Origin of the sequence: Roseovarius sp. EC-HK134, assembly GCF_902498815.1 — a bacterium.
GTDB lineage: Bacteria > Pseudomonadota > Alphaproteobacteria > Rhodobacterales > Rhodobacteraceae > Roseovarius > Roseovarius mucosus_A.
On record NZ_LR701542.1, the window covers coordinates 88,977 to 115,402 of the forward strand.

25 protein-coding genes are annotated in these 26,426 nt (G+C 61.3%); 14 read left to right on the top strand and 11 right to left on the bottom strand.

Annotated elements, in window-relative coordinates; translation table 11 throughout:
• Positions 1-116: 116 nt before the first annotated feature.
• From GC127_RS01730 to GC127_RS01755, 6 genes are all read right to left on the bottom strand, one after another.
• Positions 117-2,129, bottom strand: coding sequence for a M3 family metallopeptidase (locus GC127_RS01730; protein ID WP_151976189.1), 2,013 nt, complete (start codon positions 2,127-2,129; stop codon positions 117-119).
• A complete protein-coding gene (locus tag GC127_RS01735) occupies positions 2,107-3,177 on the bottom strand; it encodes a HesA/MoeB/ThiF family protein (protein ID WP_151976188.1) in 1,071 nt (356 codons plus the stop codon). Before GC127_RS01735 ends, GC127_RS01730 begins: the two co-directional genes overlap by 23 nt.
• Complete coding sequence (gene dut / locus GC127_RS01740) at positions 3,177-3,632, bottom strand: dUTP diphosphatase (RefSeq protein ID WP_151976187.1); 456 nt, start codon at positions 3,630-3,632, stop codon at positions 3,177-3,179. The genes GC127_RS01735 and dut overlap by 1 nt, the downstream gene beginning before the upstream one ends.
• Before the next feature lie 36 nt (positions 3,633-3,668).
• On the bottom strand, positions 3,669-4,862 hold the full coding sequence (coaBC, locus tag GC127_RS01745) for a bifunctional phosphopantothenoylcysteine decarboxylase/phosphopantothenate--cysteine ligase CoaBC (RefSeq protein WP_151976186.1): 1,194 nt from the start codon (positions 4,860-4,862) through the stop codon (positions 3,669-3,671).
• Between the two features lie 67 nt (positions 4,863-4,929).
• A complete protein-coding gene (locus GC127_RS01750; protein WP_151976185.1) occupies positions 4,930-5,700 on the bottom strand; it encodes a ChaN family lipoprotein in 771 nt (256 codons plus the stop codon).
• A complete protein-coding gene (locus GC127_RS01755; RefSeq protein WP_151976184.1) occupies positions 5,697-6,575 on the bottom strand; it encodes an RNA polymerase factor sigma-32 in 879 nt (292 codons plus the stop codon). The genes GC127_RS01750 and GC127_RS01755 overlap by 4 nt, the downstream gene beginning before the upstream one ends.
• A gap of 97 nt (positions 6,576-6,672) precedes the next feature.
• On the opposite strand from GC127_RS01755, the gene cobU reads away from it, so the two are divergent.
• From cobU to GC127_RS01770, 3 genes are read left to right on the top strand one after another with little or no spacing between them, the layout of a single operon-like run.
• Positions 6,673-7,206: a bifunctional adenosylcobinamide kinase/adenosylcobinamide-phosphate guanylyltransferase gene (cobU, locus tag GC127_RS01760; protein WP_151976294.1), complete on the top strand. Its 534-nt coding sequence runs from the start codon at positions 6,673-6,675 to the stop codon at positions 7,204-7,206.
• Positions 7,203-7,775, top strand: coding sequence for a histidine phosphatase family protein (locus GC127_RS01765; RefSeq protein WP_151976183.1), 573 nt, complete (start codon positions 7,203-7,205; stop codon positions 7,773-7,775). Before cobU ends, GC127_RS01765 begins: the two co-directional genes overlap by 4 nt.
• A gap of 58 nt (positions 7,776-7,833) precedes the next feature.
• Positions 7,834-8,712 (top strand): glutathione S-transferase, encoded by an 879-nt coding sequence (locus GC127_RS01770; RefSeq protein WP_151976182.1) that lies wholly within the window; start codon positions 7,834-7,836, stop codon positions 8,710-8,712.
• 2 nt (positions 8,713-8,714) lie between these two features.
• On the opposite strand, the gene GC127_RS01775 is transcribed toward GC127_RS01770, so the two are convergent.
• Positions 8,715-9,716 (bottom strand): DUF2125 domain-containing protein, encoded by a 1,002-nt coding sequence (locus tag GC127_RS01775; RefSeq protein ID WP_254699964.1) that lies wholly within the window; start codon positions 9,714-9,716, stop codon positions 8,715-8,717.
• Positions 9,717-9,788: 72 nt separating this feature from the next.
• Here GC127_RS01775 and GC127_RS01780 point away from each other — a divergent pair, with 72 nt between their 5' ends.
• The 3 genes from GC127_RS01780 to GC127_RS01790 all read left to right on the top strand — a co-directional run bounded on the left by GC127_RS01780 (position 9,789) and on the right by GC127_RS01790 (position 13,376).
• Positions 9,789-10,313, top strand: coding sequence for a gamma-glutamylcyclotransferase (locus tag GC127_RS01780; RefSeq protein WP_008280735.1), 525 nt, complete (start codon positions 9,789-9,791; stop codon positions 10,311-10,313).
• A 67-nt stretch (positions 10,314-10,380) separates the two neighbouring features.
• Complete coding sequence (locus tag GC127_RS01785; RefSeq protein WP_008280734.1) at positions 10,381-11,613, top strand: hypothetical protein; 1,233 nt, start codon at positions 10,381-10,383, stop codon at positions 11,611-11,613.
• Between the two features lie 2 nt (positions 11,614-11,615).
• Positions 11,616-13,376 (top strand): peptidoglycan -binding protein, encoded by a 1,761-nt coding sequence (locus GC127_RS01790; protein WP_151976180.1) that lies wholly within the window; start codon positions 11,616-11,618, stop codon positions 13,374-13,376.
• An 8-nt stretch (positions 13,377-13,384) separates the two neighbouring features.
• On the opposite strand, the gene GC127_RS01795 is transcribed toward GC127_RS01790, so the two are convergent.
• The 3 genes from GC127_RS01795 to gloB all read right to left on the bottom strand — a co-directional run bounded on the left by GC127_RS01795 (position 13,385) and on the right by gloB (position 17,617).
• Positions 13,385-14,362, bottom strand: coding sequence for a M23 family metallopeptidase (locus GC127_RS01795; protein WP_151976179.1), 978 nt, complete (start codon positions 14,360-14,362; stop codon positions 13,385-13,387).
• On the bottom strand, positions 14,359-16,695 hold the full coding sequence (gene clpA, locus GC127_RS01800) for an ATP-dependent Clp protease ATP-binding subunit ClpA (RefSeq protein WP_037297487.1): 2,337 nt from the start codon (positions 16,693-16,695) through the stop codon (positions 14,359-14,361). The genes GC127_RS01795 and clpA overlap by 4 nt, the downstream gene beginning before the upstream one ends.
• Before the next feature lie 154 nt (positions 16,696-16,849).
• Positions 16,850-17,617, bottom strand: coding sequence for a hydroxyacylglutathione hydrolase (gloB, locus tag GC127_RS01805; RefSeq protein WP_037297486.1), 768 nt, complete (start codon positions 17,615-17,617; stop codon positions 16,850-16,852).
• A gap of 63 nt (positions 17,618-17,680) precedes the next feature.
• Here gloB and GC127_RS01810 point away from each other — a divergent pair, with 63 nt between their 5' ends.
• On the top strand, positions 17,681-18,421 hold the full coding sequence (locus GC127_RS01810; RefSeq protein WP_008280729.1) for a methyltransferase domain-containing protein: 741 nt from the start codon (positions 17,681-17,683) through the stop codon (positions 18,419-18,421).
• A 21-nt stretch (positions 18,422-18,442) separates the two neighbouring features.
• Here GC127_RS01810 and GC127_RS01815 read toward each other — a convergent pair whose 3' ends face one another.
• Complete coding sequence (locus GC127_RS01815; RefSeq protein ID WP_151976178.1) at positions 18,443-18,889, bottom strand: Rrf2 family transcriptional regulator; 447 nt, start codon at positions 18,887-18,889, stop codon at positions 18,443-18,445.
• Positions 18,890-19,005: 116 nt separating this feature from the next.
• Here GC127_RS01815 and GC127_RS01820 point away from each other — a divergent pair, with 116 nt between their 5' ends.
• From GC127_RS01820 to atpD, 7 genes are all read left to right on the top strand, one after another.
• On the top strand, positions 19,006-19,701 hold the full coding sequence (locus tag GC127_RS01820) for a 5-formyltetrahydrofolate cyclo-ligase (RefSeq protein WP_198385581.1): 696 nt from the start codon (positions 19,006-19,008) through the stop codon (positions 19,699-19,701).
• Entirely contained in the window at positions 19,698-20,912 is a 1,215-nt protein-coding gene (locus tag GC127_RS01825; protein ID WP_151976177.1) for an NnrS family protein, read from the top strand. Before GC127_RS01820 ends, GC127_RS01825 begins: the two co-directional genes overlap by 4 nt.
• Positions 20,912-21,574, top strand: coding sequence for an NnrU family protein (locus GC127_RS01830; RefSeq protein WP_151976292.1), 663 nt, complete (start codon positions 20,912-20,914; stop codon positions 21,572-21,574). The genes GC127_RS01825 and GC127_RS01830 overlap by 1 nt, the downstream gene beginning before the upstream one ends.
• 370 nt (positions 21,575-21,944) lie before the next feature.
• Positions 21,945-22,511 carry a F0F1 ATP synthase subunit delta gene (locus tag GC127_RS01835; protein WP_198133580.1) on the top strand — a complete coding sequence of 189 codons (567 nt, stop codon included), beginning with the start codon at positions 21,945-21,947 and terminating at the stop codon, positions 22,509-22,511.
• Positions 22,512-24,050, top strand: coding sequence for a F0F1 ATP synthase subunit alpha (gene atpA / locus GC127_RS01840; protein WP_151976176.1), 1,539 nt, complete (start codon positions 22,512-22,514; stop codon positions 24,048-24,050).
• 15 nt (positions 24,051-24,065) lie between these two features.
• Positions 24,066-24,944: a F0F1 ATP synthase subunit gamma gene (locus tag GC127_RS01845; RefSeq protein ID WP_008280721.1), complete on the top strand. Its 879-nt coding sequence runs from the start codon at positions 24,066-24,068 to the stop codon at positions 24,942-24,944.
• 18 nt (positions 24,945-24,962) lie between these two features.
• Positions 24,963-26,387: a F0F1 ATP synthase subunit beta gene (atpD, locus tag GC127_RS01850; protein WP_008280720.1), complete on the top strand. Its 1,425-nt coding sequence runs from the start codon at positions 24,963-24,965 to the stop codon at positions 26,385-26,387.
• Positions 26,388-26,426: the final 39 nt, after the last annotated feature.

The following is a 26,426-nucleotide window of genomic DNA, read 5'->3' on the forward strand; positions in this document are numbered from 1 at the left end:
TCTGGCCCGAAATACCTCGGGGGAGTCCCGGATTTTATCCGGGACGGGGGCAGCGCCCCCAATCCCCGCTTTGACCTTACATAATCACCTGTCAAACCTTACAGAGCTTACACCGCTCACGCCGCAAGCCCGCGTCCTTTGAGCAGCGCCGCCACCCCCGGCATACGCCCGCGGAATTTTAGATAGAGCGTTTCAGCATCTTCTGACCCGCCGCGCGAAAGAATGTGCGATTCCAAGGCCTTGGCCCGCTCCACATCAAACGCCCCGCCCGCTTCCTCGAAACTGGCAAAGGCATCCGCATCCATCACCTCGGACCACATATAGCTGTAATAGCCGCTGGAATAGCCATCCCCAGAGAACACATGCGCGAAATGCGGGCTGGCATGGCGCATGGTTATGGCTCTTGGCATTCCAAGATTATCCAATATTTCCAATTGCTTGGTCATGATGTCGGCGGGCGCTTCGCCCTCATGAAAGGCCAGATCGACAAGGGCAGAGGCGACATATTCCACCGTCTGAAACCCTTGATCAAAATTCGCCGCCTTCAGCAATTTCTCCAACAATTCCCGAGGCATAGCCTCGCCCGTCGTCACATGCGTCGCATAGCGCTCCAGCACCTCGGGCACTTCCAGCCAATGCTCATAGAGCTGTGAGGGCAGTTCAACAAAGTCCCGAGCCACGGAAGTCCCTGAAATGCTTTCATAATTTACATCTGACAGCATCTGGTGCAGCGCATGCCCAAACTCGTGAAAGAGCGTGCGCGCATCGTCATAACTCAAAAGCGCCGGATCACCCTTTGCGAAGTTGCACACATTGATCACCACCGGGCCCTGAACCGCTGGCCGCTTAGCCTGACCGCGCATCGCAGAACACCAAGCGCCCGATCTCTTGGACCCGCGCGCAAAGTAATCTCCAATGAAAACAGCTACATGGCTGCCATTGCGCGTCACCTCCCAAGCCCGACAATCGGGGTGGTAGAGGGCCACATCCAGCGCGCGAAACTCCAACCCGAATAGCCGATTGGCACAGCCAAACGCCGCCGCGATCATCCCCTCCAGCGACAGATAGGGTTTGAGCGCCGCCTCCTCCAGATCATGCTCGGCCTGCCGCCGTTTCTCGGCATAGTAACGCCAATCCCACGGCTCTAATTCTCCATTGATTCCATCGGCTTGCATCATTTCCGTAAGCCGCGCCGCGTCCCGTTTCACCTGCGCCTTGGCCGGTTCCCAAACCGCCATCAACAGGTCGCGCACCGCCTCCGGCGTCTTGGCCATCTCGGTTTCCAGCTTGTAGGCGGCAAAGCTTTCATAGCCCAACAACGCGGCCCGCTCTGCGCGCAGGCGCAAAATCTCGGTGGCCACCTCGCGATTGTCGGTCTCACCGCCCATGGCACCGCGCGAAACCCATGATTCATATGCCTTTTTCCGCAAGTCGCGGCGCGGCGAAAATTGCAGGAACGGCACGATCAACGACCGGGACAAGGTGATCACCGGCTGCTCTAACCCCTTTTCACGCCCCGCCAAACGGGCGGCATCGACCAGAAAGTCGGGCAATCCCTCCAGATCCGCCTCCGACAATTCCATATGCCACCCGACCTCATCCGCCAGAAGGTTCTGCGTGAAGGCGGTTCCCAATTCCGCCAACCGCGCCATGATTTGGCGCATCCGGGCTTCTTCATCCCCGGTCAATGCCGCGCCAGAGCGGCGAAATCCCCGGTGGGTCAGCATCAGCAAACGCGCTTCTTCCGGTGTCAGATCGAGCGTATCCCGCGCCGCCCAAAGGCTCTCAATCCGCGAAAAAAGCGCTTTTTTTCCATAGAGTTCCGACGAATAAGCTGCGAGCTTTGGGGCAAATTCGCGCTGCAATTCCTGCCGCTTGGGATTGCTGTCCGCGCCCGCCAATGTGTAAAACACCGACAGCACGCGGTCCAATCCCTTTCCTGACGCTTCTAGCGCCTCAATCGTATTGGCAAAGCTGGGAGGGGCCGAGTTTTCCGCGATGGCCATCACCTCGGTGCGCGCTTGGGCGAGGGCGGTGTCGAACGCGGGCGCAAAATCCGCGTCTGAAATCGCATCGAACGGGGCGAGATCAAACGCCGTATTCCAATCAGCCAGCAACATGTTGGTCATTCTTCTCTCCTCTTCCCCCACATATGGGGCAATTTTCTCGGCGGCTTAGCCCGATCTTGCGGCTTTCGCCATAAAGCGCGTCATAGATCAGCATCTCGCCGCGCAGCGCCTGCCCCGCGCCGGTGATCACCTTGATAGCCTCTGCTGCCATCATCGCACCGACTACGCCGGGCAGGGGCCCCAATACGCCCGCCTCAGAACAAGAGGGGGCAAGACCGGGGGCAGGGGCCTCTGGGAAAATGCATTGATAGCAGGGGGTGCCATTGGCCGGATCGAACACGCTCAACTGTCCTTCCCATTGCGACAAAGCGCCGGAAATCAGTGGCTTAGATGTCTTGACCGCAGCTGCATTGGCGAGGTAGCGCGTGGTGAAATTGTCAGTTCCGTCAAGGATCAGATCATAGTCCGCAAAGAGGTCTGCGGCAATCTCGGGCGTTAGCCGCCGCTGATATGGGCGCACCACGACATGCGGATTTTGCGCCTGCATCGCCGCCATGGCCGATTGCACTTTGGGTAGACCAATGTCTGCATCGCGGTGGATCACCTGCCGCTGCAAGTTGGAATTGTCTACCGTGTCATCGTCGATGACCCCAATGGTGCCCACACCCGCCGCCGCCAGATAGAGCAGCGCCGGAGAGCCAAGACCGCCCGCGCCAATCACCAGAACGCGGGCCTGTTTGAGCGATTTTTGCCCCGGCCCACCAATTTCCCTGAGCACGATGTGACGCGCATAGCGTCCAAGCTCTGTCTCTGAAAACAAGGGCTTAGCTGCATTTGGTGGTGTTTCGCCCCGCACTGAGCGGGCGCGCAAGCGCCGCAATCCTTGGCGGTACACCAGCCCGATTGCCACCGCCCCGCCGATCATCAGCCAGAGCGCCGGGCTCTCTCCCGTGGCCATGCGTAGCGGGTGGCCAGCAGGCAGTACGAAATGCGCCAGAACGACCCCCGCCCATAGCCCTGCGATCATCCCCCACCGAAGCCGCCGCGGTGTTCCCAATGCAGCACCGATGCCCCAGAGCACCGCCGCCATGACCCCCACCAACAGCATCACTCAACCCCCGTCGAGCCGAACCCACCCGCGCCGCGCGCTGTCGGCTCAAGCGTTTCGACCAGGTCAAACCGCGCCTGCAGAACAGGGGCCACCACCATCTGAGCGATCCGCATTCCATGTGTGATTTCAAAGGCTTCTGTTCCGGCATTCAGTACAATCACGCCCAACGGCCCGCGATAATCGCTGTCGATGGTGCCGGGGCTATTGGGGAGTGTGATCCCGTGTTTCAGGGCAAGGCCAGAGCGGGGCCGCAGCTGCACCTCATACCCCGTTGGAATGGCCAGTCGCAGCCCCGTGGGCACCAGCACCCGCGCGCCGGGTGCAAGGGTAACTGCCCCGCGATCCGGGAAATTCGCGCGCAGATCGGCCCCCGCCGCGCCGGCGGTTTCATAGGTAGGCAGGCCAAGGGCCCGGTCGGCGCCCTCCTCCCATTGAACCGCGACGGTCAGCATGGGCCCCTCTTCATCGTTTTGAAAATACGCATGATTTCAGGTCAGCACCGTTGCAATCCGAGCAGCCAGCAACTCTGCCACCTGATGCTTTCCCATGCGCGGCCATTCCTCGGCCCCGTCTGCGGTGATCAGCGTCACGGCATTCTCGGTGCCGCCCATGATGCCCGTAGAGGGGCGCACATCATTGGCGACGATCCAATCACAGTCTTTGCGCACCCGTTTGGCGGTGGCGTTGTCGATGACGTCATCGGTTTCCGCGGCAAAGCCCACGACCAGCCGAGGTCTGCTTTCCGCTCTTTGACTGAGCGTCGCCAGAATGTCGGGGTTCTCGGCAAATTCCAGCACCGGCAGACCGCCCTTGGTTTTCTTGATTTTGCTCTCGCTGGCACTGGTCACGCGCCAATCCGCGACAGCAGCGGCACAAATAGCGGCGTCGACCGGCAGGGCCTGTTCAACCGCCGCTAGCATCTCTTGCGCTGTCTCGACGCGGATCACTGTTACCCCATCGGGTGGCGGCACCGTGCTTGGGCCAGTGACAAAGATCACCTGCGCCCCGAGCGCGGCCAACGCGCCGGCAATTGCCGTGCCCTGCGCCCCTGACGAGCGGTTGGCGATATAACGCACCGGGTCGATGGGCTCATGCGTGGGGCCGGAGGTTACAAGCACGCGGCGTCCGCGCAAGAGGCCGATGCCAAGCGCTGTCTCGATAGCGCTTAGGATTTCCGGCACTTCGGCCATGCGGCCCGGACCGTGCTCACCGCAGGCCATATCGCCCGCATTGGGGCCAACAAAGGCAATGCCATCCCCTTTGAGCGTGGCGATATTGCGCTCTGTGGCAGGGTGTTGCCACATCCGCACGTTCATTGCAGGGGCAATCAGCACGGGCGTATCCGTGGCGAGTAGAACCGTCGAGGCAAGATCATCCGCCCGCCCCGTCGCCATTTTGGCCATGAGGTCAGCGGTGGCCGGGGCCACCACGATCAGATCGGCAGAGCGGCTAAGTTGGATATGGCCCATCTCTGCCTCATCGGTGAGGTCGAACAGGTCTGAGAAGACTTTGCGCCCAGCCAAGGCCGAGACTGACAAAGGTGTCACGAATTCCGCTCCGGCGCGCGTCAGCACCGGCGTTACCATGGCCCCGCGTTCGCGCAGACGCCGGATGAGGTCAAGCGTCTTGTAGGCCGCGATACCGCCGCCGATGATCAAAAGAATGCGTTTCGAGCCGAGCATGGGGGTTCCCTGTGACATGTGCCCTGACACTAGGGCCGGGGCAGGGGCCGCGCAAGGGTGCGGCAGATCACTGAAAGGCCGCGCAGGGATCGGGCCGCTCGACCGCAGGCGCGCTTGTGACCATGTCAAACCCACCGTCAAGCGGGCTGTCATCTTCGGTTTGGCCCAAAACCCAGATGTCAAGATCGGGCGCGACCTTGGTCAGATAGGCGGGCACGCCCCAATCGCGGCGAGCGTGGCCATTGCCGGTGATCACCGCCACTGGGCCGCCGGTTGCCTCGAGCGCCTCTATCGTTGTACGGGCTAAAACCGCATCGCGCAGGCGTTGGATGGCAACCATACCGGGCAGCATCTCTGGGGGCAGGGCGTTGCAATGCGCCTCCATCTGGAGTGTTTCCCGCGCGGTCTGTTCCTCTGGGGGCAGGTCGCGGTCAAGGCCGTAGCGTGCGGCCTCTGGGCCAAAAGAGGCGGCAGGCCCGGTGGACAGCGCCGATCTTGCGGCCTCACGAGGGACCTGCGCGCCATAGATCCGCGCCTCTGGTGCGGCGCGGAAGATGGGATAATACATGGCAAAATCGGGCCAGCCGCTTTCATCCCATGCAAGGGCTTCGGCCAATTTTGCTTGATCCCCGCGCAGCTCGGGTGTCACCTTTGATGCCTGCTCTGCGGTCAGCATCTCGAACACGATTGCCTTGGGTTGCATTTCAAGCACCCGCGCTGCCTGTTCGGCATGATGCGCGGGGTTGTCATGCACCTCGCCCAAGATCGCCACATCCTGCGATAGGGCGGGTCCGGCTATCAAGAGGCCAGTAAAGAGAGCAAGCGCGCGCAGGATCATGCGAGCAGGTTTTGCACCTCGCCCCCATGCTTTTCAAGATGTTTGCGCATTTTCTGGAAGGCTGCTGCCTCAAGCTGTCGCACGCGCTCTTTGCTAAGGTTCAATTCCTCACCAAGGCTTTCGAGGGTGCGTGGATCATCGCGCAGCTTGCGTTCGCGCACGATAAAGCGTTCGCGGTCGTTCAATCGAGACAGCGCATCGGCCAACCATGTGCGCAGGGCATGCATGTCGTGGTCGCGTTCCACGATCTCATCACCGCGCGCGCCGTCATCCTCAAGCGTGTCGATCCACTGGCGGCCTTCATCCTCTGACGATTGCGTTGCGTTCAATGAAAAATCAGACCCCGAGAGCCGACCTTCCATCATCTCAACATCGCGCAGCGGAACACCCACCTCATGCGCAATCATTTCGCGCAATTGATAGCCGTCAAGCTGCTCGCCACTGGCAAGCGCCTCACGTTCCAGCCGCGCTTGCACCCGGCGCATATTGAAAAACAACGACTTTTGCGATGAGGTTGATCCGGTGCGCACCATCGACCAATTGCGCATCACATAGTCCTGAATGCTGGCCTTGATCCACCAGACCGCATAGGTCGAAAAGCGTACGCCGCGATCAGGGTCAAATTTGTCAGCAGCCTTCATCAAGCCGAGGCCAGCCTCTTGGATGAGGTCATTCATCGGCGCACCGTAGCGGCGGAATTTCGACGCCATGGAAATCGCGAGCCGCATGTAGGCGTTGATGAGGCGATGCAAAGCCTCTTCGTCGCGCTGATCGCGCCAGGCGTAGGCGAGCGCCAATTCGGTTTCGGCATCCAGCATTTCCGCTTTCATGGCGGTGCGAGACATGGACCTTTGCTGCGGTGCGTCGAGTGGCATCGGATTTCCCCCTATCGGCGGCGTGACTTCGTTGCGCCCTTTTTCCTCTTGTCGCAAAGTGCTACGCAGCGCAGGCGTGACCGGATTAAAAAAAGGAGTGCGCGTGTCGAACCATCCACGACTGAGCCTTGTTCTAGGTGGGGCCGCTTCGGGCAAGTCGGGCTTTGCCGAGGCGCTTGTCACCGGCACGGGCCGTAACCGCGTTTATCTTGCGACGGCACAGGCCTTTGACGACGAAATGCAGGCCAAGTTGGTGCGTCATCGGGTGATGCGCGGCCCGGATTGGCGCACGATCGAGGCGCCACTTGATCTGGCGCCCGCGCTTCAACAGGCGGCGGCGGACGATATCGTGTTGCTCGATTGTATCACGATGTGGCTCAGCAATCACCTCTTGGCGGAACATGATCTTGAGGCGGCTCAATCGGCGCTTCTCGCGGCGCTGGATGCCTGTGTTGCGCCGGTTGTTATGGTCTCGAACGAGGTGGGCCTGTCGGTCGTTCCGGATAACGCGCTTGCCCGCCGATTCCGCGACGCGCAGGGGCGGGTCAATCAGGTTTTGGCAGCGCGGTCTGAACTGGTGGTGCATGTTATTGCGGGCCTGCCGCAGGTGCTCAAGGGCACGCTGCCTTGAGCCGCTTTTTCTGGGTGCGCCACGGCCCCACCCATGCCAAATCCATGGTAGGTTGGTCGGATATCCCTGCAGATTTGAGCGATGCGGCGCGGCTGGCACGGGTGGCTTCGCATTTGCCCAGCAATGCCATAGTGATTTCGTCGGACCTGAGCCGTGCGCGCACAACCGCTGACGCCATTTCAGGTGGGCGTGAAAGGCTGCCCGATGATGCTGACCTGCGCGAAATCCACTTTGGTGCCTGGGAGTTACAGGCCTTTGACACGGTGCCCGACCAACCCCTTTTGCGCGCCTTCTGGGAGCAACCGGGCGATATCCGCGCGCCCGGAGGCGAAAGCTGGCATGAGGTATCGGCGCGTGTCTCTCGGGCCGCAGAGCGGCTGCGCATGGCCTATCCGGGGCGCGACATCGTAGCCGTGGCTCATATGGGCGCAATCCTGACCCAAGTCCAAGCGGCGCTTGGCGTCACGGCCTATGAAGCATTTGGGCATCGGATCGACAACCTTTCAGTGACGGAGCTGCACTGGCTTAATGGGGGCTGGCGCGCAGAGGTGATCAATCATCATCCGTGATGTCGAGACGCACAAAATCGCGCTAGGAACCAGCCACAGCCAGAGATAGCATCGCGCCATGACCTATGATCTCATCCTTGGCGATTACGCCTATTCCTCTTGGTCCCTGCGCGGGTGGCTCTTGCTGGCGCGCTTTGGAGTGCCGTATCGCGTGCGCTTGCTCGATTTTGATGCCGAAGCAAGCGTGGCGCAGCAATTGGCGGATCTGGCCCCGGCGCGCACAGTGCCTGTGCTGGTCACCCCCGAAGGTGTGGCGGTGTCAGACAGTTTCGCCATGGCCGAGGAACTGGCCAGCCGCCATCCCGAGGCGGGGATATGGCCCAAGGATGCGCGTGCCCGCGCCACGGCGCGAACGCTTGTAGCCGAAATGCACGCGGGCTTTGGCGCGCTGCGCGGCGACTGCCCGATGAACCTGCGCACTGCCTATTCCGGCGTGACACCTTCGGCGGCGGTGCTGGCTGATCTGGCGCGGATCGAAACCTTATGGCAGCACGCCCGCGCCACCTGCGCGCCGACCGGCCCTTGGCTTTGTGGTGATTATAGTGCGGCAGATGCGTTCTTTGCCCCAGTGGCAGCACGGATTGCGGGCTACGGCCTTTCGGTGTCCGAAGATGCCCGTGCCTATGTCGCCGCTCATCTGGCCGACCCCGCGTTCCGCCGTTGGCGGGCGATGGGGCTGGTGCGCGGTGCGACGCTTGCCCGCTATGCCAAACCCTATGCCACAGTGCCTTGGCCCGGGCCGGTGCCGCGACCGGCACGCGCTGTGGCCGAGGGCACGCCTGAGAACATGGCTTGCCCTTATTCCGGCGATCCGGTGACCGACCTCATGGAAAGCGAAGGCCGGATCTTTGGCTTTTGCAATCCCTTCTGCCGGGATAAGACCGTGGCGGACCCGGATGCTTGGCCCGCGTTTGTTGCTCTGCGCGACGGCGTTTGATCCTATCTCAGTCGCAGAACTGGCGCAGGGCCTATCGGGATAGGGCCAAGCTGGATACGACCGTTGCGAAACGTCAGCGGTACATCCAGCGTTTCGGGATTGCCCGACATTTGCGCCATAAGGGAAAATCCGTTTTCCAGCGTCCCAAGCATGCTCTCAGGCACCGCACCGGTTTCAGCGGCGATGCGCAGCATGTCGCGCCAGTTGCGCGCCTTGAGCGTGATCTCGCCCTCTGGCCAGCCTTCAGGCGTTACTGTCACCTCACCTGCCGCCTGCAGATGCAACTGTCCCCATTTGGCATCCGCCAGCTTTACTTTGATCTCGGTCGGCTGTGGCCGGGCATCCTCAACCGCGCTGCGGTCCCAGACCCGGTCAAAACGCACCGTCAAATCCGCATGCAGCCCGGAAATCTGGCGGGGCAGGCGGCCTTGCGGATCAAGTCGCGCCTGCCAGGGTGCGGCGAGCGTCAGACCTTCGGCCGATAGGCCCAGACGGTACTCTGTCTCTTGTTGGCGTTCGGCAGCCAATGTCAGACTGGTCAGAGCGGTCGCCTCGTCCGGCCGGGCCTCGGGGGTGATTTGCAGGAATTCCGCCGTCAGCGTGGCGCGTTCCGGGGCCAAACGCGTGTCGGGCGCAATCCGCAGGCTGGCGCGCATATCCTCGCTCTCGACCAAGAACTTCTCCTGTGGTGTGGCGATCAACTGCTGATCTGGCCAAACAGCGATCAGATGATTTGGCTGATAGCTGAGCGCCAGGATCTGAAAGAACTCCGCCTCCCACGCCAGCCCCGTCTCGGGATCGGCGAGCACAAGGTCCGTGAAGCCCGTGTCAAAGCGGTTTGGAAACCCCTGCACCGCAATGTCCGAGGCTTCGGCAACCCAACCGTCGGCGCGCCGGGATTCGAACCAAGCGGCAAATCCACGGTTCAACCCGCTTTGCCCGATAAACCAATAACCGGACCAGCCCGATGCGGCGATCACGATCACGGCAAGCAGAAATCTCATGATGCGCGCCCCTTTCATGCCTATCAAGAGCTGTTTATAGGGGGTAGGACGCAAGGAACAGAGGCAAAGGCGATGTGGGTTTTCGGATACGGATCGTTGGTGTGGAACCCCGGCTTTGACGCGGTAGAGCGCGTGATTGCCCGTCTGCCTGATTATCATCGCAGCTTTTGTATGCGCAGCATTCACCATCGTGGAACCGATGACCTGCCCGGTCTGGTGCTGGCGCTCGATGCCAGCCCCGGCGCGCTCTGTCAGGGGGTCGCGCTCCGGGCCGATCCAGCAGAGGCCGAAGACGTGCTGGCCTATTTGCGCGAACGCGAGCTGATTTCCTCGGCCTATCTGGAGCGGATGCTGGAGATTGATCTAACCGATGGGCGCCGGGTCGAGGCTGTGACCTATGTGATCGACCCTGATCACGTCCAGTATTGCGGCGGCCTTGATCTTGAGGAGCAGGCGGGCATCATCGCCCGCGCGGTGGGGGGGCGCGGCCCCAATACCGAATATCTCTACAACACTGCCGATCATTTGCGCCAGTTGGGCATCCATGACAAAGAGCTAGACTGGCTGGTGCGGCGGGTACGCCATATCTGTGGATAAATCCTTGGCTTAGGCGTTCAAGCCGCGTAGGGTTGGGCCAAGAAATCCAAGTGTCGGGAGCGTCCAGATGGACCAGCCGGACCGTGAGGTCGAGCCGCAGTTTTCATATCCCTACCGCCAGATATTTTTGATGCTGGTGGTGCTCGGGCTAACCGCTCTTGGTGCTTTCCTGGCGCTTCCCAGAGTGCTGCCGGTGTTCGAGGCCAATCTCTGGCTCAACGGGTTCATTTTCTTTGTCTTCGTGCTGGGGGTGATCGCCACCTTTTGGCAGGTGCTACAACTGATCGGTTCTGCCCGCTGGATCGATGGCTTTGCTGCGCAACTGCCCGGGCATGAGATGACGCAGCCGCCCTCGATGCTGGCGCCCTTGGCCACATTGCTGCGCTCGCGTGGCAAGCGGATGCAGATCGCCTCTACCTCGGCACGCTCGATCCTAGACTCGGTCGCGCAACGGATCGACGAGGCGCGCGAGATCACCCGCTACATCGTCAGCCTCTTGATTTTCCTGGGACTTTTGGGCACGTTTTATGGCTTGGCGACAACGGTGCCTGCTGTTGTCGACACGATCCGCAGCCTTGCCCCGCAAGAGGGAGAAGAAGGCATTGCCGTTTTCAATCGCTTAATGAGCGGTCTTGAGGCGCAATTGGGTGGCATGGGTGTGGCCTTTTCCTCGTCGCTTCTGGGGCTTGCTGGATCGCTGGTGGTGGGGTTGCTGGAGCTATTTGCCGGGCACGGGCAAAATCGGTTCTACCGCGAGCTTGAGGAATGGATGTCCACGATCACGCGGGTGGGTTTTGCCAGTAGTGACGGCGAGGGTGGTGACGGGGGCGGTGGCGCTGTGACGCATCTGCTCGATCACATGGCCGAGCAGATGGATGCGCTGCAATCCATGCTCAGTCAGTCAGACATGAGCCGCGCGATGGTCGATCAGAAACTTGGGGTTTTGGCGGATTCCATCGAGCGTCTGACCCATCGGATGAGCGATCAGAACCCCGTGCAATTGGCACTTTTGCGTCTGGCTGAGGGGCAGGAACGATTGATTGCCACACTTGAGGCGCGCGAAACGACCCCACATGAGGGGATTGATGCGGAAAGCCGGATGCGACTTCGGTCAATCGATGTGCAGATGCTGCGTATTCTTGAAGAAATCAGCGCCGGACGACAGGAAACCATGACCGAATTGCGCACCGATCTGGCGGCCCTGACGCGGGTTCTGGGGCAGGCGCGCCCGGCGACTACGCCGCGTCCGACACGCCCGGTCGTGCCACGCTCCGATCCGGATCAGGCTGAGGAGGGCTGAGCATGGCCCTCTCGCGGCGCAGTGGCGCGCGGTTGCAATCGTCGATTTGGCCAGGTTTTGTCGATGCCATGACTGGCCTCTTGCTGGTGCTGATGTTTGTGCTCACGATCTTCATGATGGTGCAATTCGTCCTGCGCGAGGAAATCAGCGGCCAAGCGACAAAACTTGATGCGCTCTCGGCGGAGGTGGCGGCGCTGTCGCTGGCGCTTGGACTGGAACAGGATCGCAGCGCGGGGTTGGAAAGCCGGGTTGGCACCTTGACCGCAACGCTTGACGACGCCCGCACCCGAGAGGCTGCACAGGCCGAAGCGCTGCGAGTGGCGCAGGGGCGCATTGCCAGCTTTGAGGAACAGGTCGCGGGCCTTTTGGCGGAACGCGAGACTGCACAGGGGCGTATCTCCGATCTTGAGACCGCGCGGGCAGAGTTGCTGAGCGAGCAAGAGCAGTTGCAACTGGCTCTTGCGGGCTTGCGCGACGAGGTGGATGCTCAGGCAGAGGCCGCGCGCCTAGCTGCCGCCCGGCGTGAGGCGCTTGAGGCGCTCGCGGCGGACCTGCGGCAGCGCAACGCCGATGCGGCTCAGACGCAGGCTGTTCTTGAACAGAGGTTGAGCGCCGAAGAACAGGCGCGTTTGGCTGAGGCCGCTGCAGCCGAAGCTCTGCGTGCGCGTTTAACAGAGGCGGATGCGGAACTGACCGCGATGACGCTGGCACTGGAAGAACAACGCAAGCGCGCCGAGGAAACGCTGACGCTACTTGCGGCGGCGGAAACGGCGCGGGCGGATTTGAACAGCCAATTGGCACAGGCGCTCTTGGATGCGGAGCAGGGTGCCGCAGCACAAGAGGCGGATATCGCGCGGCTGCGTGGCGAGTTGGACGAGACCCGCGATGTGGCGGCGCAAAGCGCGCAAGAGGCGCAGGCTGTGCGGGATCAATTGGTGGCCGCCCTTGCCGCGCAACGCGCCGCCGAAGCTGCCGCTGCCACGCAGATGACTGAGGCCGAAACACGCGCTGCGCTATTGGCCGAGGCGCGCTCGAAGCTATCCGAAGAGGCGGCGCAGGCCACCGAGGCACAAAAGCAGCAGGCTTTGCTCAATCAGCAGGTGGCCGCCCTGCGCCAACAACTTTCAGGTCTTCAGGCGCTGTTGGACGAATCCAAGGCCCGTGAGGCGGAGACCGAAGTGCAGTTGCAGTCGCTTGGCAATGAGTTGAACACCGCCCTCGCCCGTGTGGCCGCCGAAGAGCGGCGGCGGCGGATCGCGGAAGAAGAGCGCGCACGTCTTCTGGAAGCCGAGAAAGAGGATCTGGAAAAATACCGCTCGGAATTCTTTGGCCGCCTGCGTGATGTGTTGGGTCAGCAGCAGGGCGTTCAAATCGTAGGCGACCGGTTCGTGTTCTCGTCCGAGGTGCTCTTTGCTCCGGGTGAGGCGGATTTGTCAGCCGCAGGGCAAAGCGAGATTGCCAAGGTTGCAGGCATCCTGCGCAATGTGATTGGAGATATTCCCGAGGGGATCGACTGGGTGCTTCAGGTCGATGGGCATACGGATAATGTGCCGATCATCGAGGGCGCGCGGTTTGCCGATAACTGGGCGCTAAGCCAAGCGCGCGCGCTTTCGGTTGTACGTTACCTTACGGGGGCTCTTGGTTTTCCGGCAGGGCGGCTCTCGGCCAATGGCTATGGCGAGTTTCAGCCTGTCAATCCAGAGGATACGCCCGCCGCTCGGGCACAAAACCGGCGCATCGAGTTGAAGCTGACAACCCGATAACCTGCGCGTTAGGGTGCGATGGTGATATCAGCGTGCCGAACTGCAAGAATCGTCTCGCCGCGCGTCAGGCGCACATAGCCACGATAATCGCCCGGCTCCCATCCGCCCTCCGGCGCCTTGCGCCCAAAGGCACGAAAGAGTTGGGCTTGCGGGGCGTCGAGCGTGATCTCGTGGGTGAAAATCTCGCCCTGCGGTCCCTCTGCGGTCAGAGTTAAAAGGTCGCCCGGTTGCGCATAAAAGACATGGCCATAAAGGACTATTGGCTGATCGGGTTGCGCGGTGCTGGCACGCGCAGCGCCAGAGCGCACCGCCTCAAACTCTGGTACAGCGGTCGAGAAGCCGGCGGTGAACAGCCCGGCGGGATCATAGGGCAGCGCGATTTCCCACAGGCTCTGATCGAGGGGCGCACCGCAAGTATCACGCGCGTCGGGCGCAAAGGGATCGACAATCTGCCCGTCCCGCAAGACACCCAAATGCACATGGGGGGCATTGGTTAACCCGCTAAGACCCACCTGACCCAGCACATCTCCTGCCTTTACCATGTCGCCTTTACGAACGCTGAGAGAGCCTTGTTTCATGTGGCAATAGAGCGTTTGCCAGCCGTCGCCATGATCAACGCGCACCGCATTGCCGCATTCCTGCCCTCGGATGGCATCGCGGGTTTCGGCTGTCACAGGGGTGTCGGCCATGCCGTCGCGCGTGGCGGCAACGGTGCCCGAGGCGGCCGCCAGCACATTGACGCCTGCCTCCATGTCGTCGAAGGATAAAAGCATGAAATCAATGCCGCGATGATCATCCCGGCTTTTGATGCCACAGGTGTAGTCACGTTGGCCGGGTCCCGGATCGGTATCAACGTAATCTTCAATATAGCACGTTCGCCCGATGTCGCAGTCTAGCGGCAGGCTCAACTTGGGTGGTTGGGCGGTGGCCGGAAGGGCCACCGCCAGTGTCAGGATCGCAACTGCCGTTCCAAGCCTAGCCGTCATTCGGCGGTCAGCAAGGGTGGCTTTTTCTTGCCGGTAAGGCGGCGCGTCACAGGGCCTTCGACCACGAGGTCGATCTTGTTGTCTTTGACTCCAACGGTCACCACACCGCCCTTGAGAAGCTTGCCAAACAGTAGCTCCTCGGCCAGCGGCTTCTTGATGTGCTCCTGAATGACACGGGCCAAGGGGCGTGCGCCCATCTTGTCGTCATACCCTTTGTCCGCCAGCCATTCCGCCGCCGCCTGTGTCAGTTCGATGGTCACATCGCGATCCATCAACTGGGCCTCAAGCTGCAACACGAATTTCTCGACCACTTTGAGGATCACCGACTTCGGCAGTGCGCCGAACGAGATAACAGCATCCAGGCGATTGCGGAATTCGGGCGTAAACGTGCGCTCGATGGCGGCTGTATCCTCGCCCTCGCGCCGGTCACGGCCAAAGCCGATGGCGGATTTCGCCTGTTCTGCAGCCCCTGCGTTCGAGGTCATGATCAGAACCACATTGCGGAAGTCCACCTTGCGGCCATTGTGATCGGTCAGCGTGCCGTGGTCCATCACCTGCAACAGGATGTTGAAGACATCGGGATGTGCCTTTTCGATCTCGTCGAGCAAGAGAACGCAATGCGGATGTTGATCGACACCGTCGGTCAGCAGGCCGCCTTGATCAAAGCCGACATAGCCCGGAGGTGCCCCGATCAGGCGCGAAACCGCGTGTTTCTCCATGTATTCCGACATATCGAACCGCAAGAGTTCCACGCCCAGGGTATCGGCCAATTGCTTGGCCACCTCGGTTTTGCCCACGCCAGTTGGGCCGGCAAACAAGTAGTTGCCAATCGGTTTTTCCGGCTCGCGCAGGCCAGCACGTGCCAGTTTGATCGCAGAGCTGAGTGCCTCGATAGCTGCGTCCTGGCCAAAAACCACACGCTTGAGCGTGCCTTCAAGGTCCTTGAGAACTTCGGCATCGTTCTTGGATACGTTTTTCGGTGGAATACGGGCGATCTTGGCCACCACCTCTTCGATTTCCTTGACCCCGATACTCTTGCGCCGCTTGGAGGCTGCCAGCAAATGCTGGGCGGCTCCGGCCTCGTCAATCACGTCGATAGCCTTGTCGGGCAGTTTGCGATCATTGATGTAGCGCGCCGAGAGGTCGACCGCAGAGCGGATCGCCTCATTGGTATATTTCACACTGTGGTGATCCTCGAAATACGGTTTGAGACCTTTAAGGATCTTGACCGCATCCTCAACCGTCGGTTCTGCCACGTCGATTTTCTGGAACCGGCGGGCAAGCGCGCGATCCTTTTCGAAATGCTGGCGGAACTCCTTGTAGGTGGTTGAGCCCATGCAACGCAGTTTGCCGCCCTGCAAGGCAGGCTTCAGGAGGTTTGAGGCATCCATCGCCCCACCCGAGGTGGCACCAGCCCCGATCACTGTGTGAATCTCGTCGATAAACAGAACCGCATCGGGGTGTTTCTCAAGCTCGGTCACGACCGCTTTGAGGCGCTCTTCGAAATCGCCCCGATAACGTGTGCCCGCGAGCAGGGCACCCATATCAAGCGAATAGATCGTGGTGCGCGACAGGACGCGCGGGGTTTCCCCCTGCACGATCTTATGCGCCAAGCCTTCGGCGATGGCGGTTTTGCCTACGCCAGGATCACCCACCAAAAGCGGGTTGTTCTTGCGGCGGCGGCAGAGCACCTGAATGCAGCGCTCAACCTCCGCATCGCGGCCGATCAGTGGGTCGATGTCACCCTTGCGGGCCTTTTCGTTGAGGTCGACACAGTATTTCGCAAGCGCCGAGTCGCCCGCCTCGACCGCATCGGTTTCTGTCGATTTGGCGGCACCATCACCCTCTTGGCTGGAAGCGCCGGTAACGGGGCGAGATTCGCCATAGGCCGGGTCCTTGGCCACGCCATGGGCGATGAAATTCACCGCATCATACCGCGTCATATCCTGTTCTTGCAGGAAATAGGCGGCGTTCGACTCGCGCTCTGCAAAGATCGCGACGAGCACGTTGGCCCCGGTCACTTCGGTGCGGCCCGAAGATTGGACATGGATTGCCGCGCGCTGGATCACGCGCTGGAATGCCGCCGTTGGCACCGCCTCTGACCCTTCGATGTCAGTCACCAGATTGGCGAGGTCATCATCGATGAATTCCACCAGAGTGGTGCGCAATTCCTCTGTATTGACGCTACACGCCTTCAAGACGCGGGCGGCGTCGGGTTCGTCGACAAGGGCGAGCAGAAGGTGCTCGAGTGTCGCGAATTCGTGCTGACGTGCATTGGCAAGAGCCAATGCCGCATGGATTGCCTGTTCGAGCGTGTTCGAGAATGAAGGCACGGTCGTGCTCCTTCTGATCTTGGCCGGGGCGGGCTGCCCACTAACCTTGGCCTCATAATCTTAAAGTTTGGTCGATAGTGGCCAGTCTTCAAGGATTATTTCATCAAACTGGCTCACATTTCGTGTGACCAGCGTTGTTTTCATCACGCCCCGCTCAGAAACGGTCCTTGCGGGCGCGGATTTCGGCAAAGACATCAACCGGAGCGCGACCGGACATGCCCAAATGTGCCTGCACGCTCGCGTTTTCAGCGCGCAGAAACGGGTTAGTGGCCAATTCCTCGGCCAGGGTTGAGGGGACAGTGGGCCGACCTGCGGCGCGGGCGGCGCTGATCTCTTTGACCCTTGATATAAGGGCGGGGTTGTCGGGGTCAACGGTCAGTGCGAATTTCGCGTTGCTTTGCGTGTATTCGTGACCGGAACAAACCAGCGTCTCAGGCGGGAGATTGGCAAGTTTCCCAAGGCTTTCAAACATTTGCGGCATTGTGCCTTCGAATACGCGCCCGCAGCCCATGGCCATCAGGCTGTCGGCGGTGAAGACCACGGCGCTTGTGGGGAAGTGAAACGCGATATGTCCGAGCGTGTGGCCAGAGACATCGAGGACGCGCCCCTCTTCCGATCCGATCTTGATCAGGTCGCCTTCGGTGACGCGATGATCAAGGGGGGGCAGGCGGTGTGCGTCAGCGGCGGCACCGATCACCGATACGGAATGCCGCGCGCGCAACGCATCAAGGCCCTGAACATGGTCGGCGTGGTGGTGGGTAAGCAGCACCAAAGAGGCGGACCAACCTTTTTTATCAAGGGCTTGCAGGATCGGTTCGGCCTCTGGCACGTCGATCACCGCGGTCACCCCCGTGGCCGGATCATGCGCGAGATAGGCATAGTTGTCGGCCAGGCAGGGAACAGTAAGGATTTGCAAAACCATGGTATTTTCCCGATTGCCGGTTAGTGTTAGGGTCGAGAGTGACTGATCTTTGGCCGGGCTGCAATGCATCTGGACGTTCAAGACCTGCGAAATTTTTACTACCGCAGCACATTGGGGCGCGCGGTGCAGAAAACCTTGCGCGCGCAGGTTGCGGAGTTCTGGCCCGAGGCACAAGGCCAGACCGTGGTGGGCTATGGATTCGCTGTGCCGTTTCTGCGCCCCTATCTTGCCGATGCGCGTCGGGTGATTGGATTAATGCCCGCACCTCAAGGGGTTATCGGATGGCCGCAGGGGATGCCGAACATCTCGGTGCTTTGTGAAGAGACGTTTTGGCCTGTGGAAACGGGGCATGTCGACAAGCTCTTGGTTGTGCATGGGCTGGAGACTTCGGAGCAGCCGGGCGCGGTGCTGGAGGAATGCTGGCGGGTCTTGGGTCCGGGAGGGTCGGCGCTGTTTATTGTGCCGAACCGGGCTGGTCTGTGGTCGCGATCGGATCGCACGCCGTTTGGATTTGGGCGGCCCTACAGCCAGACGCAGCTGGAAAGCCAATTGAAATCGCAGAACTTTTTGCCCGAGCGCCATGCGACGGCTCTTTATCAGCCACCGTCAGAGCGCCCGTTCTGGCGCAAGACGGCGGGCATGTGGGAGCGGATGGGGGGCAAGCTATCGGTCGTAGTGTCGGGCGGGGTGCTGATGGTTGAGGCCACCAAACGGGTGCAGGCCCCAAGCGGTCCGGGGTTGCGGGACAAAGTGCGCAAACCGCTGTCGGTGCTGAACCCGCAGCCAGAGGCCAAGCCGGTCTAAGACCTTACAGACCTTAAGGAATCAGGGTTGATTATGTAAGGTCGCGGCATCCGCAATCGGTGGCCGCTGGTCGAGTGCGATGTCGGCTAATGTGCTGCGATCGAGATCGTCGAGAAAGGCGCGCTCTGCCGCCTTCAAACGCGCCTTGAGTCGGCAGCGCCCGTCGAGGGAACATTCACTCGCATCTGCCCCAAAGCAGACCACAAGTGCCTGACCGGATTCGAGGTGGCGGATCACATCCCCCAAACGAATCTCTGATGGAGGGCGGGCGAGGATCGCACCGCCGCCGCCGCCACGCTTTGTGTCGATCAGGCCAGCCCGTGACAGCCGTTGCATGATCTTGGCGAGGTGGTGGCGCGAGAGGTCAAACTCGGCTGCCAACTCGGCACTGGAAAAGGCGCGGTCGGGGGCGCTGGCCATCCGCATGAGCATCCGCAGGCCGAAATCGGTAAAGGAGGTGAGGCGCATGGTCGCTGGCGTTCCGCTTTAATCGGTATTTACAATACCTATTAGCAGGGCTAGACGAGAATGCAAAGCGGGATTGGTGCCGCGTGCCCGTCCCGGACCACGGAAAGGACCGCGATATGTCCGATACCTCGAAGCCGGGCACATATGCCTCACCACCCTGTATGGCGGGGGAGGTGGACCCAGCCTATTTCGACCCTCTTGTCACCGATCCGGCGCAGGCGCGCGATGTCGCGCGGTGGCGCAAGGCCGAGCGTCAGCGTCTCAGACGCTTGCGCGATGCCTTGAGTGTTACGGCGCGGCAAGAGGTTGGGCGGAGCTTGGCGGATCATCTGCGCACGGTGGTGCAAGAGAGGTTCAACGGGGCGCGGGGCAAGGTGCTGTCCTGCTACTGGCCCATCAAAGGCGAGCCGGATCTGCGTGATCTGATGGCGGAGTGGCATTCAAGCGGGGTGCGGATTGCGTTGCCCATCGTCGAGGTCAAGGCCGCGCCGCTGGTCTTTCGTCGCTGGACGCCAGAGACCAAGATGGTGCGGGGCGATTGGAATATCCCAGTGCCGCCGCCCGAGGCGGAGCAGGTGACGCCCGAGATCACCCTTGCGCCGATGATTGGCTGGACGGCGGAGTGTTACCGGCTGGGCTATGGCGGCGGCTATTTCGATCGCACGCTGGCGGCGCTTGACCCACGCCCGGTGAGCATCGGCATTGCGCTGAGCTCGGCGCAGATCGAGACCATCTATCCGCAGCCGCATGACATTCCGCTCGACATGGTCGTGACGGACACGGGCCTTGGGGCCGAAAGGAACAAGAGATGACGAGCACGGCGGAACAAATGCGGAGCTGGCGCGGGCCTGCGGTCCTGAGTTTCGGGTTTCGGCCCTTTTTCCTAGGGGCGGGCCTCTGGGCGGCGGGGATCATGGCGCTTTGGGTGCTGATGCTGACGGGGGCGCTGAGCCTGCCGACAGGCTTTGACCCGGTGAGTTGGCATGCGCATGAGTTTCTCTTTGGCTATCTGGCGGCGGTGATTGCCGGATTCATGCTGACGGCGGTGCCGAATTGGACGGGGCGTTTGCCCATTGTCGGCTGGCCGCTGGCGAGTTTGGCGGCGCTGTGGCTGTTGGGGCGCGTGGCGGTCCTAGTGTCTGCCGGGGTGCCACCTATGGCGGTGGCGCTGATGGATCTGGCGATGCCGGTTGTTCTGGGCGCATTCATGCTGCGCGAGATCGTGGCGGGCAAGAACTGGCGCAATCTGATTGTGCTGGTGATGCTGGCGGTCTTTGCGCTGGGCAATGGCCTGTTTCATTGGGAGGCGGCGCGGGGCAATTATGCCGCGCAGGGCTATGGGCTGCGGGTGGGGCTGGCGGCGGTGGTGATGATGATCGCGGTCATTGGCGGGCGGATCATTCCGTCGTTCACGCGCAACTGGCTGGCGCGGCGGGGGCCTGGGCGGCTGCCCGTGCCGCCGATGCAGCGGTTCGACAAGCTGGCGCTCTTGCTGCTGTTGGGGGCGCTGGGGATGTGGGTCGCCCGGCCTGATGGATTGGCCACGGGCGGGGCGCTGGTGGTGGTCGGTGCATGCCACGCGATGCGTCTGGCGCGCTGGGCAGGGGATCGCACCGGGGCAGAGCCGTTGGTTTGGGTTTTGCATCTGGCCTATGCGTTTGTGCCGCTGGGGGCGTTGGCCATTGGGCTTGAGGGGCTGAGTTCGGGTATATTCGGCATGGCTGCGGTGCAACACCTGTGGATGGCCGGGGCGGCAGGGCTGATGACGCTGGCGGTGATGACGCGGGCGACACTGGGCCATACGGGTCGGCCATTGACGGCAGGGGGCGGCACGGTGGCGATTTACCTCGCGCTGGTGGTATCTGTGCTGGCACGACTGGCGGCGGGGGTTTTGCCTGCGGAGGCGGGTATGTTGCATGCGCTGTCGGGTGCCGCGTGGATCGGGGCCTTTGGCGGGTTTGCGGTGCTGTACGGGCCGCTGATGCTGCGACAGAAACCGGCAAAGACGATCCCGGCGGCGTGATGGGCTGGGCGGAATTCATCGCGGCGTTTGGCGGGTTTTTCCTGAGCCATTCGGTGCCGGTGCGCCCCAAGGTCAAGGCATGGCTGGTGGAGCGGTTGGGGCCGAGGGGATTCACCCTTGGCTATTCGCTTTTGTCACTGGGCGTCTTGGCATGGGTCATTGGTGCGGCGGGGCGCGCGCCGTTTGTGCCGCTCTGGGATTGGGCGCCGTGGCAAGGTTACGTGACGCTGGGCGTGATGCTGGCGGTCTGCATAATTCTGGCGCTGGCCATTGGCAGGCCCAATCCGTTTTCCTTTGGCGGGGCGAACAACGCGCGGTTCGATCCCGAGCGGCCGGGGATTGTGCGGGTGACGCGGCATCCGATGCTGGTGGCGCTGGCGCTTTGGGCCTTGGGGCATTTGCTCGCCAATGGGGATCTGGCGCATGTGATCCTGTTTGGCAGTTTCGCAGGCTTTGCCATCTTGGGGGCGGTGCTGATCGACCGGCGCAAGCGGCGGATCATGGGGGCAGAATGGCTGCGGCTGGACCATGCCCGGCGGCGGGCGGGAATGGCACCGCAGAGCGGAGGCGTGGCGCTGGTGCGGGGCATCTTGGGCCTGTTTCTATACGCCGCGCTTTTGGCGGCGCATCCGCATTTGGTTGGCGTCTCGCCGCTGGGCTAAGGGCCCTATTGCGGCCTTGGCGGCGTTTGGCCGATGGCGCAAAAATCGCGCGACGCCTCTCAAAAACACTGATAGCGTTAACGCTTGACCATGCTTTGGGCGGGGCATTCGTGAGGGGAATCGCCATTTCGTAGTAAAAAGTGAAACTTTTTGAAGATTAAAATGCGCGCAATAGGTCGCACCTGATTTAAGTCTTTGAAATTGCGCTGTATTCATTAGTATACAATAGTTTTCAAGCGGCTTGCCCGCTTGGGAAGGCTCTGCTACACCGCAGCCGAATTTGGGTGCGTCGTTGGGCGCAACCTATGCCAACGTCCCCGGATGTGACCCCGCGTCACGCCTGACCAACCGGGGCCAGATTATCGGAAGGGTGGACGTGTCCGAACCAGCTTCGATCTCTACTGGCATTGCCGCGCGCTATGCCACTGCGATATTCGAGCTTGTGAGAGAGGCCAAAGGCTTGGCCAAACTCGAAAGCAATCTCACTGATCTGGCACAGGCGCTGAATGACAGCGACGACCTGCGTGCGATGATCGCCTCGCCGGTTCTGAGCCGGGATGTGCAGGGTGCTGCGATGTCCGCCGTGGCGGCCAAGATGAAGCTGCTGCCCGAGCTGCAGAATGGTCTGGCGCTGATGGGCCAGAAGCGGCGGCTGTTTGTGCTGCCGCAACTGATTACGCAGCTCAACGCTATGATTGCCGAAGACAAGGGCGAAGTAAGCGCCGACGTCACCAGTGCCAAGGCGCTGACCAAGGCGCAGTCCGACAAGCTGGCCAAAGCGCTGAAGGCGCGCGTGGGCAAGGATGTCAAGATCAATGCGACCGTTGATGAAAGCCTCATCGGCGGTCTAGTCGTCAAGATGGGCTCGAAGATGATCGACACGTCGATCCGCTCCAAGCTCGATTCCCTCCAGAATTCAATGAAAGAGGTCGGATAAATGGGTATCCAAGCAGCAGAGATTTCTGCGATCCTGAAGGACCAGATCAAGAACTTTGGCCAAGACGCCGAAGTTGCAGAGATCGGCCGGGTTCTCTCGGTGGGTGACGGGATCGCACGGGTTCACGGGCTGGACAATGTTCAGGCTGGCGAGCTTGTCGAGTTTCCGGGCTCGATCATGGGCATGGCGCTGAACCTTGAGAGTGACAACGTCGGTGTCGTGATCTTCGGGTCGGACCGTGACATCAAGGAAGGCGACACCGTCAAGCGCACCAAGTCCATCGTGGACGTGCCGATTGGCGACGAGCTGTTGGGCCGCGTTGTGGACGGTCTGGGCAACCCGCTGGATGGCAAGGGCCCGATCAAAACCAAGAGCCGCGGTCTGGCTGACGTCAAAGCCCCCGGCATTATCCCGCGTAAATCGGTGCATGAGCCGATGGCGACTGGCCTCAAATCCGTGGACGCCATGATCCCGATCGGTCGCGGTCAGCGCGAGCTGATCATTGGTGACCGTCAGACCGGCAAGACTGCCGTGGCGCTGGACGCGATCCTGAACCAAAAGATCTATAACGAAGCGGCGGGCGACGACGAGAGCAAGAAGCTCTATTGCGTTTACGTCGCTGTGGGCCAGAAGCGCTCGACCGTGGCGCAGCTGGTGAAGAAGCTCGAAGAAAGCGGCGCGATCAAGTATTCGATCGTCGTGGCCGCCACCGCGTCGGACCCCGCGCCGATGCAGTTCCTGGCACCCTATTCCGCAACCGCGATGGCCGAGCATTTCCGCGACAATGGCCGTCACGCGCTGATCGTGTATGATGACCTTTCCAAGCAGGCCGTGGCCTATCGCCAGATGTCGCTCTTGCTGCGTCGTCCGCCCGGTCGTGAAGCCTATCCGGGGGACGTGTTCTATCTTCACTCCCGTCTGCTGGAGCGTTCGGCCAAGCTGAACAGTGACAATGGTTCGGGCTCGCTTACCGCGCTGCCGATCATTGAAACCCAAGGTGGCGACGTGTCGGCGTTTATTCCGACCAACGTGATCTCGATCACCGACGGCCAGATCTTCCTTGAGACGGAACTGTTCTATCAGGGTATCCGTCCGGCTGTGAACACCGGTCTGTCGGTGTCGCGTGTGGGCTCTTCTGCTCAGACCAATGCGATGAAGTCGGTCGCGGGTCCGGTGAAACTGGAACTGGCGCAGTATCGCGAGATGGCGGCCTTTGCTCAGTTCGGGTCCGACCTTGACGCGGCAACGCAGCAGTTGCTGAACCGTGGTGCGCGTCTGACCGAGTTGATGAAGCAGCCGCAGTATTCGCCGCTGACCAATGCCGAGATCGTCTGTGTGATCTATGCGGGCACCAAGGGTTATCTGGACAAGATCCCGGTGAGCCAAGTGGGCCGCTATGAGCAAGGTCTGCTCAAGCACCTGCGCGGCAAACATGCCGATCTGCTGGCATACATCACCAAGGAAGACCCCAAGATCAAGGGTGAGGCCGAGGACCGTATCAAAGCTGCGCTGGACGAATTCGCCGCTGACTTCGCATAAGGGGGAGATAAGGCAATGCCGAATCTCAAGGACCTGAAAAACAGGATCGCGTCGGTCAAATCGACCCGCAAGATCACCAAGGCCATGCAGATGGTTGCCGCGGCGAAACTTCGCCGCGCTCAGGATGCTGCCGAGCAGGCCCGCCCTTATACCGAGCGTTTCAACGCGGTAATGGGCAAGCTTGCGGCCTCTGTCGGGGATGCGGCCAATGCGCCGCGTCTTTTGGCGGGCACGGGTGAGGACAAGGTGCATCTCTTGGTGGTGATGACTGCCGAGAGGGGCCTTTGCGGTGGCTTCAACGCGAACATCGCCAAGCTGGCCAAAACCCATGCCGCCGAGTTGCTGGCCAAGGGCAAGACGGTCAAGATCTTGACCGTTGGCAAGAAGGGGCGTGACGCGATGAAGCGCGACTTTGGTCAATATTCCGTGGGTCACGTCGACATGAGCGAGGTCAAGCGCCTTGGGTATGCCGATGCCCAAGGCATCGCGGCCGAAGTGCTCAAGCGGTTCGACGGGGGCGAGTTCGATGTCGCGAAGATTTTCTTTTCGCGGTTCGAGAACGTGGTCAGCCAGATCCCGAGCATGCAGCAGGTGATCCCGTTCGACGTGGACACCACGGCGGGCAAGGTCGATACCGACAGCTTCTATGATTACGAGCCCGACGAGCAGGCGATCCTTGCCGATCTCTTGCCGCGTGGGGTGGCGACCGCGATCTTTGCCGCGCTGTTGGAAAATGGTGCCTCTGAGCAGGGTGCGCGTATGTCCGCGATGGACAATGCGACGCGCAACGCTGGCGATATGATCGACAGGTTGACGATTGAATACAACCGTTCGCGTCAGGCCGTGATCACCAACGAGCTAATTGAAATCATTTCCGGCGCGGAAGCGCTGTAAGAGAACCGGAGACGAAACATGGCAAATGCAAAAGGCAAGGTGACGCAGGTCATTGGCGCCGTTGTGGACGTTCAATTTGACGGCGATCTGCCAGCCATTCTGAACGCGCTGCAGACCGACAACCACGGCAAGAAGCTGATCCTCGAAGTGGCGCAGCATCTGGGCGAGAACACCGTGCGCACCATCGCGATGGACGCGACCGAAGGCCTCGTGCGCGGTCAGGCCGTGAGCGATACCGGTGCGCCGATTTCGGTGCCGGTGGGCAACGCAACCTTGGGCCGCATCCTGAACGTCATCGGTGAGCCGGTGGACGAGGGCGCGCCGATCAAGGCCACGGAATACCGCTCTATCCACCAGCCTGCGCCGGAGTTTTCCGAGCAGTCGACCGCCTCTGAAATCCTCGTGACGGGGATCAAGGTTGTTGACCTTCTTGCCCCCTATGCCAAGGGCGGCAAAATTGGCCTCTTCGGCGGTGCCGGTGTGGGCAAGACGGTTCTCATCATGGAACTGATCAACAACATCGCCAAGGTGCACTCGGGCTATTCGGTGTTTGCCGGTGTGGGTGAGCGGACCCGTGAAGGGAACGACCTGTATCACGAGATGATCGAATCCAACGTGATCAAGCCCGATAATCTGGAAGAAAGCCAAGTGGCCCTTGTCTATGGTCAGATGAACGAGCCTCCGGGGGCGCGTGCGCGTGTGGCCCTGACCGGCCTGACGCTGGCCGAGCAGTTCCGCGATCAGTCCGGGTCGGACGTGTTGTTCTTTGTGGACAACATCTTCCGCTTTACACAAGCAGGGTCCGAGGTGTCGGCGCTGTTGGGTCGTATCCCGTCTGCCGTGGGTTATCAGCCGACGCTGGCCACCGACATGGGTGCCATGCAGGAGCGCATTACCTCGACCAAGCAGGGGTCTATCACGTCCATTCAGGCCGTTTACGTGCCTGCGGACGACTTGACCGACCCGGCACCTGCCACGACCTTTGCCCACCTTGACGCAACGACCGTTCTTAGCCGTGCGATTTCCGAGCTTGGTATTTACCCGGCTGTGGACCCGCTCGACTCGAACTCGCGTCTGATGGACCCGCAGATCGTGGGCGAAGAGCATTATCAGGTTGCGCGTGACGTGCAGGGGATTTTGCAGCGTTACAAATCGCTTCAGGACATCATCGCCATTCTGGGCATGGACGAACTGAGCGAAGAGGACAAACTGACCGTGGCGCGTGCCCGGAAAATCCAGCGTTTCCTCAGCCAGCCGTTCGACGTGGCCAAGGTGTTCACTGGCTCTGACGGGGTTCAGGTGCCGCTGGAAGAGACGATCAAATCGTTCAAGGCCGTGGTCGCGGGCGAGTATGATCACCTGCCCGAAGGTGCCTTCTACATGGTGGGCGGCATCGACGACGTGCTCGCCAAAGCCGAACGTATGGCTGCTGACGCGGCCTGATCAACGCCTGTCACGGTCCTGCGCGGGTGATCCCCGCGC